Below are 12,935 nucleotides of genomic sequence, written 5' to 3'. Positions count from 1 at the left end.
CCCTCCCGCCGCGCCCGGATCGAGGGGCTGCTGCTCGGTCTCGCGGCGGGCGACGCCGCCGGGTGGCCCGCCGCCCGGCACCGGGCGGCCCGGATGCCCGAGTGGACCCGGCGGCTCACCCGGGAGCTGGACACCTTCGCCGAGCAGAACGCCACCACCACGCTCCCGGTGCCCATCGCCCTCAACCAGCCGCCCGAGCCGCTGCGGCTCGGCCCGTCCGACGACGCCGAGTGGGCCGCGTTCGCCGCCCGTACGGTGCTGGCGGCGGCCGACGACGCGGTGGGCCTGGCCCCCGGCCGCCGGATGCGGGACGCGGTCGACCGGGCCTGGAACGCGCTGGCCGCCACCGTCGCCGCCGCCAGCGCCCGGGCCCCCGAGGTCGAGGCCGCGGTGCTCCCGCTGCGGGCCCGCATCTCGGTGCGGGCCGGGCTCGGCAACCTGGCCGCCGGGCTGCGGCCCCCCGCCACCGGGCACGACAACCCGCACTACTTCGACGACGCCGCCTGCGTACGGGCCGCCGTCCTCGCCGTGGTCCACCCGGGCGACCCGGAAGAGGCGGCGGCGCTCGCCGAGTTCGACGCCCGCTACACCCAGGACGGCGACGGGGTGCACGGGGCACGGGCCGTGGCCGCCGCGATCGCCGCGGCCCTGGCCGGGGCGGACGTCGACACCGTGGTGAACGCGGCCCTCGCCCAGCTCCCCGAAGGCACCGAGATCGCCCGCAACGCCGCGCACGCCGTCCGCCTGGCCCGGGAGTTCGCCGACGAGCCCGCCGGGGCGTTCGCCCTGGTCCCGGTGCTGGAACACCAGATCGTGGACCACGTCTACAGCTACGGGATCGCGGCGGCGGAGACCGTGCCGGTCGCCCTGGCCCTCACCACCGCGGCCCGGGGCGAGATCGCCCAGGCGATCCCGGCCGCCGCCTGCCTGTCCCGGGTCGCGGACTCCGCACCCGCCCTGGCCGGGGCGCTGACCGGGGCGATCGGCTCGGTCACCGCCGTACCGGCGGGCTGGCGCGAGGCGTGCCGGACGCTGGCGGGCTGTGCGCTGCCCCGGCTCGCGGGCACGGACCTGATCGAACTCGCCGGGCTGCTGGCAGCCACGGAACCGGTCGTCCCGGGTGGACAATTCCGGCATGACGCCCACAACGGCCATGGAAGCCGCGCTCTCGGCCCCGCGCCCCTCCTCCCCCACCACGCCCGGACTCGATGAACGCGTCCACCTGGCCCTCGTCGGAGCCGCCGTCGGCGACGCCCTCGGCGGGCCGGTCGAGGGCTGGACCCCCGAGCAGATCGCCGAGCGCCACGGCGGCCGGGTGACCGGGATCGTCGGCCCCTGGTACGGCGAGGACTGGCGCACCGCGCGCCCCATCGCCCCGTACCACAAGGGCGACGGACACGTCACCGACGACACCCTGATGACCCACGCCCTGATCCGGGTCTACGACCGGGTCCGCGACCACCTCGACGCGTACGCCGTCGCCGACCACCTCGTGCCGGACCTGCTCTCCCCCCGCTGGATCCCGGAGCTGGAGGCACAGGCCCTCCCCCTCCAGCGGATCTTCCTGGCGGAGAAGTGGATCGTGGCCCGGCTGCACTACGGTCACGTCGACCCGCGCGAGGCCGGTGCGGGCAACATCGTCAACTGCGGGGCGGCGATGTACATGGCCCCGGTCGGGCTGGTCAACGCCGGTCATCCGGAGGCCGCGTACACCGAGGCGCTGGAGGTCGCGGCCCCCCACCAGTCCTCCTACGGCCGGGAGGCCGCCGGGGTCTTCGCCGCCGCCGTCGCCGCCGCCTGCCGCCCGGGCGCCACCCCCGGCACCGTGGTCGACGCGGCCCTCTCCACGGCCAGGGACGGCACCCGCTCCGCGATCGAGGCGGTCGCCGAAGTGGCCGTGCGCCACGAGGACTTCGAGTCCGCGCTCGCCCCGCTGCGGGCGGCCGTGGAGCCCTTCGACACGGTCGGCGCCGACTACCGGAACCCCTCGCTCGGCGCACGCCGCCCCTCCCGGCTGCACGCCATCGAGGAACTGCCCATCGCGCTCGGGATGTTGCTGGTGGGGGGCGGTGACTACCGGCGTACGGTGCTCGGTTCGGTGAACTACGGGCGGGACTGCGACTCCATCGCGACGATGAGCGGGGCGATCGTGGGCGCGCTGGGCGGTGGGGTCCCCGCCGACTGGGCCGCCACGGTCGCGGAGGCGAGCCGGCTGGACCTGGCCGCCCCGGCGGGGGTGCTGGCGCAGGTGGCCCGGGAGGTCTTCGCCCGGGACCTGGAGCGCCGCCGGGCCCATGAGCAGGCGTTCGGCGCGCTGGCCGGTGAGCGGTGAGCGTCCGTCTCACCTGGGTGCAGCCCGAGGACCTGGTCGGTCACGAGCTGCGGCAGGCCGCACAGGACGGCCGGGACGCCCGGGAGATCGAGGAGCGGTGGTACGCGGCCGGGGGCGCCCCCGCCCCGGACCGGGCAGGCGCATCGGAGCCGCCCGCACCGCCGCGCCTGCGCGCACTGGCCGAACGGCTTCTCGACGAACTCGCCGTGTTGGATCGCCCGTTGGCGGCTGACGAGCCGACCGGGCTGGACGAGATCGTGGCCGCCTGCCCGCACTGGCCCGGGCCGCCCGAGGCCGCACCCGTCATCGGGCAGGACCGGCTGCACGCGGCCTGGCTCGGCCGGGCGGCGGGCTGTCTGCTCGGCAAGCCGGTGGAGAAGCTGCCGCTGGAGGCCATCCGCGCCCTGGCCCGGGCCACCGGCAACTGGCCGCTGACCACCTGGTTCACCGCACGCGGGGTGCCCGCCGGGCTGCTCGCCGCCCATCCCTGGAACCGCCGCTCGGCCCCCACCTCCCTGGCCGAGAACATCGACGGCATGCCGGAGGACGACGACCTCAACTACCCGCTTCTCACCCTGCTGTTGCTCCAGCGCCACGGTCGCTCCTTCACCACCGCCGACGTGGCCCGGCTCTGGCTCGACGAACTCCCGGCGGGCCGCACGTTCACCGCCGAACGCATCGCGTACGGCAACCTCCTGGCGGGCGTCGAGCCGCCGGACACCGCCCGCTTCCGCAACCCGTTCCGGGAGTGGATCGGCGCGCAGATCCGGGCCGACGTGCACGGCTGGACCCACCCCGGCGACCCGGCCGGGGCCGCCGCCCAGGCCCACCGCGACGCGGTCCTCACCCACACCGGCAACGGGGTGTACGGCGCGATGTTCACCGCCGCCGCGCTGGCCGTCGCGGCCGGCGGCGAGAGCGATGTGCACGGCTGCCTGGCCGCCGGACTGCGGGTGGTGCCGCCGCGCTCGCGGTACGCCCGCGCGATCCGCCTCGGCATCGAAACCGCCCGCAAGGAAGGGGAGTTCGACGCCGTCGTGGACCGGCTGCACGCCGTCTACGCGGACACCCACCACTGGGTGCACGTGCTGCCCAACGCCGCGCTGCTGGCCGCCGCCCTCACCCACGCCGACGGCGACTTCACCCGGTCGGTCGGCTGCGCGGTCTCCGGCGGCTGGGACACCGACTCCAACGGGGCGACCGCCGGAGCACTGGCCGGACTCCTGGCGGGCGGGCCGGACGCCCTGCCCGAGCAGTGGACGGCTCCGCTGAAGAACCGGCTCGCCACCTCCGTACCCGGCTTCGACCGGACCGGGTTCGACACCCTCGCCGCACTGACCCATCAGGAGGCTCTGCGCCCATGACCCGCATCGCGGTGCTCGGCAGCACCAACATGGACCTCGTCGCCTACACGGCCCGCGCCCCCGGACGCGGCGAGACCGTCACCGGCCGGGAGTTCCGGACGGTCCCCGGCGGCAAGGGCGCCAACCAGGCCGTCGCCGCCGCCCGCGCGGGCGGGGAGGTGACGATGATCGGCGCGGTCGGCGACGACGCCTACGGCACCCTGCTGCGCGACGGCCTCGAACACGCGGGGGTGGACACCGATCTCCTGCACACCGCCGAAGGGCCCAGCGGCACCGCGCACATCGTGGTCGACGACACCGGGTCCAACGCGATCGTGGTGGTCCCGGGGGCGAACGGCGTCGTCACCGCGCTCGGGCCCGGCGAGATCGCGGCGATCGCCGCCTCCGACCTGCTGCTCACACAGCTCGAACTCCCGCTGTCCGCCGTCGTCGAAGGAGCCCGCGCGGCCCGCTCCCAGGGCGTCACGACCATCCTCACCCCTGCCCCCGTGCAGCCCCTGCCCGACGAACTCCTCGACCACATCGACCTGTTGGTGCCCAACGAGCACGAGGCCGCCGAGCTGTCCGGGCAGGCCGAGCCGCACGCCGCGGCGCAGATCCTGCTGCGCCGGGTGCCCGAGGTCATCGTCACGCTCGGCGCGAAGGGCTGCCTGTACGCGGCCCGGGGCGGCGAGCCGGTGCTCTTCGCGGCCCCTTCGGTGACCGCCGTCGACACGACCGGCGCCGGGGACACCTTCGTCGGGGCGCTGGCCGTGGCACTCGGCGAGGGGCGCCCGGTGGCCGAGGCCGTGGCGTTCGCCTCCTCGGCCGCCGCGCTCTGCGTACAGAAGCCCGGGGCGTCCCCGTCCATGCCCTACCGCAGCGAGATCGAGGCCTCATGAGCGCCACCGCAGCAGGACCCCTGACCGGGCTGAAGGTCATCGACCTGGCCACCCTCTTCGCCGGACCGCTCGCGGCCACCATGCTCGGGGACTTCGGCGCCGATGTCATCAAGGTCGAGCACCCCCGTAAACCGGACCCCTCGCGCGGGCACGGGCCCGCCAAGGACGGGATCGGCCTGTGGTGGAAGCTGCTCGGCCGCAACAAGCGCACCCTGACTCTGGATCTGTCCGCCCCGGGTGGCCGGGACGTTCTCCTCCAGCTGGCCGCCGAGACCGACGTCATCGTCGAGAACTTCCGGCCCGGCACCCTGGAGCGCTGGGGCCTGGGCCCCGAGGAGCTGCACGCCGTCAACCCGCGTCTGGTGCTGGCCCGGGTCACCGGCTTCGGCCAGTTCGGGCCGTACGCCCACCGCCCCGGCTTCGGCACGCTCGCCGAGGCGATGAGCGGCTTCGCGGCGATCACCGGGGAGCCGGACGGGCCGCCGACGCTGCCGCCGTTCGGGCTCGCGGACTCCATCGCGGCGCTGGCCACGGCGTACGCGGTGATGGCCGCGCTCGCGGGGCGGGAGAAGACGGGCGAGGGGCAGGTGGTGGACCTGGCGATCATCGAGCCGATCCTCACCGTGCTGGGCCCGCAGCCACTCTGGTACGACCAGCTCGGCTACGTCCAGCCGCGCACCGGCAACCGCTCCCGCAACAACGCGCCGCGCAACACCTACCGCACCGCCGACGGCCACTGGGTCGCGGTCTCCACCTCCGCCCAGTCGGTCGCCGAGCGGGTGATGCGCCTCGTCGGCCGCCCGGAGCTGATCGACGAGCCCTGGTTCGGCGCGGGCACCACCCGGGCCGAGCACACCGAGGAGCTGGACGAGGCCGTGGGCCACTGGATCTCCCGGCACAGCCGCGAGGAGGTGCTGGGCGGCTTCGAGAAGGCGGAGGCGGCCGTCGCGCCGATCCACGACGTACGGGAGGTGATGGAGGACCCGCAGTACCGGGCGCTGGACACCCTCACCGAGGTCGACGACCCGGAGCTGGGGCCGCTGCGGATGCAGAACGTCCTCTTCCGGCTCTCGGAGACCCCCGGCGGGATCCGGTGGGCCGGCCGCCCGCACGGCGCGGACACCGAGGAGATCCTGGCCGGCCTCGGCCTCTCGGAGACCCGGATCGCGGCGCTGCGCGACCAGGGGGCGCTGTGACCGGCCGGCCGATCCCGGCCCCGCCGCTGCCGGACGGCCCGCCGCCGCCCGTCGGCCGGCCACCGCTGACCTGGCTGTACGTGCCCGGGGACCGGCCGGAGGTGGTGGCCAAGGCGCTGGGCAGCGGGGCGGACGTGGTGATCGTCGATCTGGAGGACGCCGTCGCCCCGGACCGTAAGGAGTACGCGCGCTCCGCCACCGCCGAACTCCTCGGCGACCAGGTCACGGCGGCCCCGGACGCGGTACCGGTCCATGTCCGGGTGCACGGCGAGAACGACATCCGGGCGCTGGCGGAGCTGCCGGGGCTGGCCGCGTTCCGGCTGCCGAAGATCACCCACGCGGTCTCCGTGCACCATGTGGCGGCCGTGGCCCCGGGCGTACCGCTGTATCCGCTGCTGGAGTCGGCGCTCGCGGTCGAGCACGCGTACTCGATCGCCTCGGCCCATCACGCCGTGCGCGGCATCGCCCTGGGCGAGGCGGACCTGCGGGCGGACCTGGGCGTACGGGAGGACGCCGGGCTCGACTGGCCGCGCAGCCGTGTCGTGGTCGCGGCCCGGGCGGCGGCTCTTCCGCCGCCCGCCCAGTCGGTGTTCCCGGACGTCCGGGACCTGGACGGGCTGTGGACGTCGTGCGGGCGGGGGCGGGCGCTCGGGATGCTGGGCCGGGCGGCGATCCACCCGCGCCAGCTGCCGGTGATCGAGCGGGCGTTCCGGCCGACGGCCGAGGAGATCGAGGCGGCCGAGGAGATCGTCGCGGCCTCGGCGGTGGAGGCGGGGGCGCTGGCGCTGCCGGACGGGAGGTTCGTGGACGCGGCGGTGGTGGCGTCCGCCCGCAGAACGATTGCGCTCGCCGGGCGGGCCTGAGACTGCGGGCCCGCCCGGCGAGCGGGAGGTGTGCGGGGGTGCGCCCGAAGGGCGCGGCCGGTCAGCTCTTCTCGGCTGCCCCGGCTGCGCCGGCCGCTTCGGCGCTCTCGGCGGTGGTGTCCTTGCCGGGCTCGTCCTTCGTGAGCGGGTCCTTCTCGGCGGCGTCCGCCTTCGCGGAGCCGTTCTCGTCGGAGCCGTTCTCGTCGGCGGGGCCGTCCTTCTTCGCGAGGGCGGCGTCCCGGTCGGGCTCGACGATCTCCTCGCGGCCCGGACGGATCTTCGCGGAGATCACGATGTAGACGACGGCGAGGACGAAGACGATGATCGCGGTCCACACGTTCAGGCGGAGGCCGAGGATGTGGTGGGCCTCGTCGACCCGCATGTACTCGATCCAGCCGCGTCCCGCGCAGTAGGCGGCGACGTACAGCGCGAACGCCCGTCCGTGGCCGAGCCGGAAGCGGCGGTCGGCCCAGATGACCAGGAGCGCGACGCCGATGCACCACAGCGACTCGTACAGGAAGGTCGGGTGGTACGTCCCGGCGACGCGGTTCGGGCCCTCGCTGATCTCCAGCGCCCAGGGGAGGTCGGTGGGCTTGCCGTACAGCTCCTGGTTGAACCAGTTGCCCCAGCGGCCGATGGCCTGGGCGATGGCGATGCCCGGGGCCAGCGCGTCGGCCCAGGCGGGCAGTGGGATGCCCCGGCGGCGGCAGGCGATCCAGGCCCCGACGGCGCCGAACGCGATGGCGCCCCAGATGCCGAGGCCGCCCTCCCAGATCTTGAAGGCGTCGACCCAGTCCTCACCGTCGCTGAAGTACAGCTGGTAGTCGGTGATCACGTGGTAGAGCCGGCCGCCGACGAGGCCGAAGGGCACCGCCCAGACAGCGACGTCGGCCACGGTGCCGGCTTTGCCGCCCCGGGCTACCCAGCGCTTGTTGCCGAACCAGACGGCGACGAAGACACCGATGATGATGCAGAACGCGTAGCCGCGGAGCGGGATCGGGCCGAGCTCGATCACGCCGGTCGACGGACTGGGGATGAAGGCAAGATTCATGGCGAGGTCGACGCTACCCTGCCGGGCGGTGGGTACGGCAAGCTCCCCGGCAACTTCTGGGTAACGGGGACCGCTCCCACGGGTGGGCGGGGTGCGCTCAGGAAGCGGGGGCCGACGACGGGTCGGAGGATCCGTCGGCCGGGCCGGACGGGGTGGCGGTGCCCGGCTTCTTGCCCTTGTTGGCCGCGGCGACCCACTTCTTCAGATTCTCCGGGGAGATCTGCTCGTCGCCCTTGCCCGGGAAGACGGACTCCCCGTTGAGCAGCACCGTCGGCGTGCCCTGGAAGCCGCCCTCGCGGAACGCCGTGTCGGACTTCTTCACCCAGCTGTCGTGCTCGCCGTCCTCCACACAGCTGCGGAAGTCCGGTGTGTCGAGCCCCTCGACCTCACCGGCCAGCTCGATCAGCCGGCTGTTCTTGCCGAAGGCGTCGTCCGGCTCCGGAGGCTGGTTGGCGAAGAGCACGTCGTGATAGGGCGCGAACTTGCCGGCGTCCTGGGCGCACGCGGCGGCGTTGGCGGCGCGCAGCGACCCGGTGCCGCCGAGATTGCCGTCGATGATCGTGGCCAGGTGGTACTCCACCTTGACCTGGCCGTCGTCCGCCAGCTCCGTGATGGTGTCCCGGAAGGCGGTCTCGAACTGGGCGCAGACGGGGCAGCGGAAGTCCTCCCAGATCGTGAGGGTGGACGGGGCGTCCGCGGCGCCGACCGGCAGGGTCAGGGCGTCCTCGCCGATCGCGCCCGAAGGGGCGACCGCGGGGCCGGAGGCGGTGTCGCCGCCGTCGTCCTTGCCCGCGTTGGCCGCGATCAGGCCGACCACGGCGGCCAGGGCGAGCACCCCGACCACCGCCGAGGCGACGATCAGCGTCCGGCGGCGCTTCTCGCGCCCCTTCTCCCGCTCGCGCTGCTGGGCCAGGCGCTCACGCGCGCTTCTGTTTCGCTCAGGGATCTTGTCGCTCACACCCGGGGAACGAACCGGGGAGGCACCTCCGCGCCTCCCCGGTCCACAATCCACCCATTCGGGTGATTCCAGGGCTCAGCGCTTTCGAACGCCCTCGGCCAGTTCGCCCGCCAGGGAGCGGACGGCGGCGAGACCGGCGGTCTCGTCGGGGGCGTCCAGCATCGCCTTGACGAAGGCGGAGCCGACGATGACGCCGTCGGCGAACCCGGCGACCTCGGCCGCCTGCGCCGCGTTGGAGACGCCGAGGCCGACGCAGACCGGGAGATCGGTGGTGGCGCGGGTGCGTCCCACCAGGTCCTGGGCCTGGGCGCCGACGGAGGCGCGGGTGCCGGTGACGCCCATCAGGGACGCGGCGTAGACGAAGCCGCTTCCGGCCGCCGTGATGGTGGCGAGGCGGGCGTCCTGGCTGCTGGGGGCGACGACGAACACGGTCGCGAGGCCGTGCTTGTCGGCGTGCTCGCGCCACAGCGCGGACTCCTGGACCGGCAGGTCGGGCAGGATGCACCCGGCGCCGCCGGCCTCGGCCAGCTCTGCGGTGAAGCGCTCGACGCCGTAGCGGTCGATCGGATTCCAGTACGTCATGACCAGGATCGGGACGCCGGTGGCCTCGTGCGCCTCGCGGACCGTGCGCATCACGTCGGCGATCCGGACACCGCCGCGCAGGGCGATGTCGTCGGCGGTCTGGATGACCGGCCCGTCGAGGACCGGGTCGCTGTGCGGGAGCCCGATCTCGACGATGTCCGCGCCGCCCGCGATGACGGCCTTGACCGCCTCGATGCCGCCGTCGACGGTCGGGAAGCCCGCCGGGAGGTAGGCGATGAGCGCCGCCCGGTCCGCGGCCCTGGTGGCGGCCAGGGTGGTGTTCAACAGCTCGATGTTGCCGCTCACTTGGCGTCCCCCTCGATCTCGGCGCGGTCGCTGTCGGCGTCCGCCTCGACGGCGGCGTCGGCGTCGTAGAGCCCGAAGTAGCGGGCGGCGGTGTCCATGTCCTTGTCGCCGCGGCCTGACAGGTTGATGAGGATCAGCCCGTCCTTGCCGAGCTCCTTGCCGAGGTCCAGGGCACCGGCGAGGGCGTGGGCGCTCTCGATGGCCGGGATGATCCCCTCGGTGCGGGACAGCAGGCGCAGGGCCTGCATGGCCGCGTCGTCGGTGACGGCGCGGTACTCGCCGCGCCCGACGTCCTTGAGGTACGCGTGCTCCGGGCCGATGCCGGGGTAGTCCAGGCCCGCCGAGATGGAGTACGGCTCGGTGATCTGGCCCTCGTCGTCCTGGAGGACGTAGGAGCGCGAACCGTGCAGGATGCCGGGCTCCCCGGCGGTGAGGGTCGCCGCGTGCTCGCCGGTCTCCACCCCGTGCCCGGCGGGCTCGCAGCCCACCAGGCGGACCTCGGCGTCGGGGATGAAGGCGTGGAAGAGGCCGATGGCGTTGGAGCCGCCGCCGACGCAGGCGACCGCCGCGTCCGGGAGGCGGCCGGCGCGCTCGAGGATCTGGCGGCGGGCCTCGACGCCGATGACGCGGTGGAAGTCGCGGACCATGGCCGGGAAGGGGTGCGGTCCCGCGACCGTACCGAAGAGGTAGTGCGTGCGGTCCACATTGGCGACCCAGTCGCGGAACGCCTCGTTGATGGCGTCCTTCAGGGTCCGCGAGCCGGACTTCACGGCGACGACCTGGGCGCCGAGCATCCGCATCCGGGCGACGTTCAGCGCCTGGCGCTCGGTGTCGATCTCACCCATGTAGATGGTGCATTCGAGGCCGAAGAGGGCGCAGGCGGTCGCCGTGGCGACGCCGTGCTGGCCTGCTCCGGTCTCGGCGATGACACGGGTCTTGCCCATGCGCTTGGTGAGGAGGGCCTGGCCCAGCACGTTGTTGATCTTGTGCGAGCCGGTGTGGTTCAGGTCCTCGCGCTTGAGGAAGATCCGGGCGCCGCCGGCGTGCTCGGCGAAGCGCGGGACCTCCGTCAGCGCGCTGGGCCTGCCCGTGTAGTCGACCATGAGCTCGTTGAGCTCGGCGGCGAAGGCGGGGTCGGACTTGGCCTTGTCGTACTCCACGGCGACCTCGTCCACGGCGGCGACGAGCGCCTCCGGGATGAACTTGCCGCCGTACGCGCCGAAGTAGCCCTCGGCGCTGGGGATCAGACCCTCGGGGTCCGGAATGAAGAAGTCGGACGACATGCGACGTACTCCTTGGCATGGCAACGGATGGATGCACCGGATGCGCGGAGGGGCGAGCGCCACCGCGACCGGCATGCGGTCGCGGCGGAACGGTCGTACGTACGAGAAGGGGTACTGCGGTACGTCGGCCGGGGCTCGCCTACAGCGCGGACCCCGGGCGCCATCGCATGCCGTTCACCTGGCCGGGCTCGTCGCCGATGACATACCGGACGCGCCGGCCGTGCACGCGGCGGGCGGGGGCGCGGCAGCCCCGGGGCCTGCACCCGCGCGCCAGCGGGGCGTGCGGATCCCGGGCCCGAGCCCCGGCCGGGCGGAGGCCCAGCCGGGTGCGGGGCACGGGACGGTCGGTCATGGTCGCTTCGTCCCCGGTCAGCCGCGGCCGTGGCGGAGCGCCGGGTGGGCGCCCGCGGCGACGAGGTCGGCGACGGCGGCACGCGGGTCGCGGCCGGTGACCAGGGACTCGCCGACCAGGACGGCGTCGGCGCCCGCGTTGGCGTACGCGATCAGGTCGTGCGGGCCCCGGACGCCGGACTCGGCGACCTTGACGATGTGGTCGGGGATCTCGGGGGCGACGCGCTCGAAGGTGGAGCGGTCGACCTTGAGGTCCTTCAGGTTGCGCGCGTTGACACCGATGATCTTGGCTCCGGCGTCCACGGCACGCTCCGCCTCCTCCTCGTCGTGTGCCTCGACGAGCGGGGTGAGCCCGATCGACTCGGCGCGCTCGATCAGGGAGACCAGGGCCTCCTGGTCGAGGGCGGCGACGATCAGCAGGGCGAGGTCGGCGCCGTAGGCGCGGGCCTCCCACAGCTGGTACGAGGTGACGATGAAGTCCTTGCGCAGGATCGGGGTGTCGACCTTGGCGCGGACGGCCTCCAGGTCGGCGAGCGAACCGCCGAAGCGGCGCTCCTCGGTGAGCACCGAGATGACGGAGGCGCCGCCCGCCTCGTAGTCCGCGGCGAGCGCGGCCGGGTCGGCGATGGCGGCCAGGGCCCCCTTGGAGGGGGACGAGCGCTTGACCTCGCAGATGACGGTCACGCCCTCGCCGCGCAGGGCGGCGACTCCGTCCTTGGCCTGGGGAGCGCGCGCCGCGCGCTCCTTCAGCTCGTCGAGGCTGACGCGCGCCTGCCGCTCCGCGAGGTCGGCGCGAACGCCGTCGATGATCTCGTCGAGCACACTCACGCGAGCGGCCCCCTTCCGAACGGTTGACGGTGGACTGGATCAGCCCTACCGATGGTATCCGCAGGATGCCCCGGGGCTCGCATCCGGCCACGTCGCGTCCCACTTCCTGGTCACTCCGTGGGACGACCCGGCCGTTCAGGGGGCCAGGGCCGAGCCGAACGGCAGATTCCGGACCACGGTGAAGACCAGCAGGACAGCGCCCACACCCCACCACCAGACGGGTGCGAGACCGATACGCAGGGGCTGTCCGCGCCAGGCCCGGACCAGCCAGAGGGCCCAGACCGCGGCGAAGAGGAAGTAGCCGGCGGTCGCGATCGCGTTGGCTTCGAGCGCCGCGCCGAGGTCTCCGTGGATGAAGGCGTGGGCGCTGCGCAGCCCGCCGCAGCCGGGGCAGAGGACGCCGGTCAGCTTGAGCAGCGGGCAGACCGGGTAGTGGCCGGACTCGTTGGGGTCGACGGTGCCGACGTACGCGAAGGCCCCGGCGACGGCGGCGAGGATACCGATGGGGGTGGCGAGGCGGCGCACCCGCCCTGCCGGGCGGACCGGTTCGGGCGTGCCCGTCCCGCCCTCCGGGCGTTCGGGGGCGCCGGTCCAGCCCGTCCGGCGTTTGGGGACGGAACCGTGGCCTTGGGGGCCGGGCGTCTGCGAGGGCCCTTCGCCCGAGGGGCCAGTGAGCTCCGGGCCCACCCCGGCGAGGGTTCCGTCGTCGAACGCCGGACGGGCTTGGTGGGCGCCCATCGCGAGAGTTCCGTCGTCGAACGCCGGACGGGCTCGGGGGCCTACCGCCGGCGTTCCGTCCTCAGACGCCGGACGGGCCGGGATGGCACGGGACCCGTCCTCGCACGCCGGGCCGGCCGGGGTGGGCCGGGCCATGTCGGGGGTCGGGCAGACCGTCAGCGGCATGTTCCAGAGGCCGACGCCCTGCGGTGCGGCTTCCGGG

The 12,935-nt window shown here is 74.4% G+C and carries 13 protein-coding genes; 6 read left to right on the top strand and 7 right to left on the bottom strand.

All coding sequences use genetic code 11. The features are described from left to right. The 6 genes from HET64_RS28530 to HET64_RS28505 all read left to right on the top strand — a co-directional run. Window positions 1-1,212: ADP-ribosylglycohydrolase family protein (locus HET64_RS28530; protein WP_215110034.1), on the top strand; the 1,212-nt coding region annotated here is incomplete at its 5' end. Continuing rightward, the gene (locus tag HET64_RS28525) at window positions 1,136-2,332 is read left to right on the top strand and encodes an ADP-ribosylglycohydrolase family protein (RefSeq protein WP_215110033.1); all 1,197 of its coding nucleotides are present in this window, start codon (window positions 1,136-1,138) and stop codon (window positions 2,330-2,332) included. The genes HET64_RS28530 and HET64_RS28525, both read left to right, overlap by 77 nt. Beyond that, window positions 2,329-3,696 (top strand): ADP-ribosylglycohydrolase family protein, encoded by a 1,368-nt coding sequence (locus HET64_RS28520; protein ID WP_215110032.1) that lies wholly within the window; start codon window positions 2,329-2,331, stop codon window positions 3,694-3,696. Before HET64_RS28525 ends, HET64_RS28520 begins: the two co-directional genes overlap by 4 nt. Beyond that, window positions 3,693-4,577, top strand: coding sequence for a ribokinase (gene rbsK, locus HET64_RS28515; RefSeq protein ID WP_215110031.1), 885 nt, complete (start codon window positions 3,693-3,695; stop codon window positions 4,575-4,577). The genes HET64_RS28520 and rbsK overlap by 4 nt, the downstream gene beginning before the upstream one ends. Next, window positions 4,574-5,773: a CaiB/BaiF CoA-transferase family protein gene (locus tag HET64_RS28510; RefSeq protein WP_215110030.1), complete on the top strand. Its 1,200-nt coding sequence runs from the start codon at window positions 4,574-4,576 to the stop codon at window positions 5,771-5,773. The genes rbsK and HET64_RS28510 overlap by 4 nt, the downstream gene beginning before the upstream one ends. Next, window positions 5,770-6,636: a CoA ester lyase gene (locus HET64_RS28505; RefSeq protein ID WP_215110029.1), complete on the top strand. Its 867-nt coding sequence runs from the start codon at window positions 5,770-5,772 to the stop codon at window positions 6,634-6,636. The genes HET64_RS28510 and HET64_RS28505 overlap by 4 nt, the downstream gene beginning before the upstream one ends. A gap of 61 nt (window positions 6,637-6,697) precedes the next feature. On the opposite strand, the gene lgt is transcribed toward HET64_RS28505, so the two are convergent. The 7 genes from lgt to HET64_RS28470 form a co-directional block, all read right to left on the bottom strand. Next, entirely contained in the window at window positions 6,698-7,687 is a 990-nt protein-coding gene (gene lgt, locus HET64_RS28500; RefSeq protein ID WP_215110028.1) for a prolipoprotein diacylglyceryl transferase, read from the bottom strand. A gap of 97 nt (window positions 7,688-7,784) precedes the next feature. Further along, window positions 7,785-8,645 (bottom strand): thioredoxin domain-containing protein, encoded by an 861-nt coding sequence (locus tag HET64_RS28495; protein WP_215110027.1) that lies wholly within the window; start codon window positions 8,643-8,645, stop codon window positions 7,785-7,787. 75 nt (window positions 8,646-8,720) lie between these two features. Continuing rightward, window positions 8,721-9,533, bottom strand: coding sequence for a tryptophan synthase subunit alpha (gene trpA / locus HET64_RS28490; protein ID WP_215110026.1), 813 nt, complete (start codon window positions 9,531-9,533; stop codon window positions 8,721-8,723). After that, a complete protein-coding gene (gene trpB, locus HET64_RS28485) occupies window positions 9,530-10,816 on the bottom strand; it encodes a tryptophan synthase subunit beta (protein ID WP_215110025.1) in 1,287 nt (428 codons plus the stop codon). The genes trpA and trpB overlap by 4 nt, the downstream gene beginning before the upstream one ends. A 139-nt stretch (window positions 10,817-10,955) precedes the next feature. Continuing rightward, entirely contained in the window at window positions 10,956-11,168 is a 213-nt protein-coding gene (gene trpM / locus HET64_RS28480) for a tryptophan biosynthesis modulator TrpM (RefSeq protein ID WP_215110024.1), read from the bottom strand. 17 nt (window positions 11,169-11,185) lie between these two features. Then, a complete protein-coding gene (trpC, locus tag HET64_RS28475; RefSeq protein ID WP_010064524.1) occupies window positions 11,186-11,995 on the bottom strand; it encodes an indole-3-glycerol phosphate synthase TrpC in 810 nt (269 codons plus the stop codon). Between the two features lie 135 nt (window positions 11,996-12,130). Further along, window positions 12,131-12,682 (bottom strand): DUF2752 domain-containing protein, encoded by a 552-nt coding sequence (locus tag HET64_RS28470; protein WP_215110035.1) that lies wholly within the window; start codon window positions 12,680-12,682, stop codon window positions 12,131-12,133. Window positions 12,683-12,935: the final 253 nt, after the last annotated feature.

Source organism: Streptomyces sp. McG3 (assembly GCF_018619185.1).
Classification (GTDB): domain Bacteria; phylum Actinomycetota; class Actinomycetes; order Streptomycetales; family Streptomycetaceae; genus Streptomyces.
This window is presented reverse-complemented; position numbering and strand designations above follow the sequence as displayed.

Coding starts and splice junctions, on each gene's coding strand:
- HET64_RS28525 (WP_215110033.1), top strand. CDS start 1,136: ATGACGCCCACAACGGCCATGGAAGCCGCGCTCTCGGCCCCGCGCCCC.
- lgt (WP_215110028.1), bottom strand. CDS start 7,687: ATGAATCTTGCCTTCATCCCCAGTCCGTCGACCGGCGTGATCGAGCTC.
- trpB (WP_215110025.1), bottom strand. CDS start 10,816: ATGTCGTCCGACTTCTTCATTCCGGACCCCGAGGGTCTGATCCCCAGC.
- rbsK (WP_215110031.1), top strand. CDS start 3,693: ATGACCCGCATCGCGGTGCTCGGCAGCACCAACATGGACCTCGTCGCC.
- HET64_RS28510 (WP_215110030.1), top strand. CDS start 4,574: ATGAGCGCCACCGCAGCAGGACCCCTGACCGGGCTGAAGGTCATCGAC.
- trpM (WP_215110024.1), bottom strand. CDS start 11,168: ATGACCGACCGTCCCGTGCCCCGCACCCGGCTGGGCCTCCGCCCGGCC.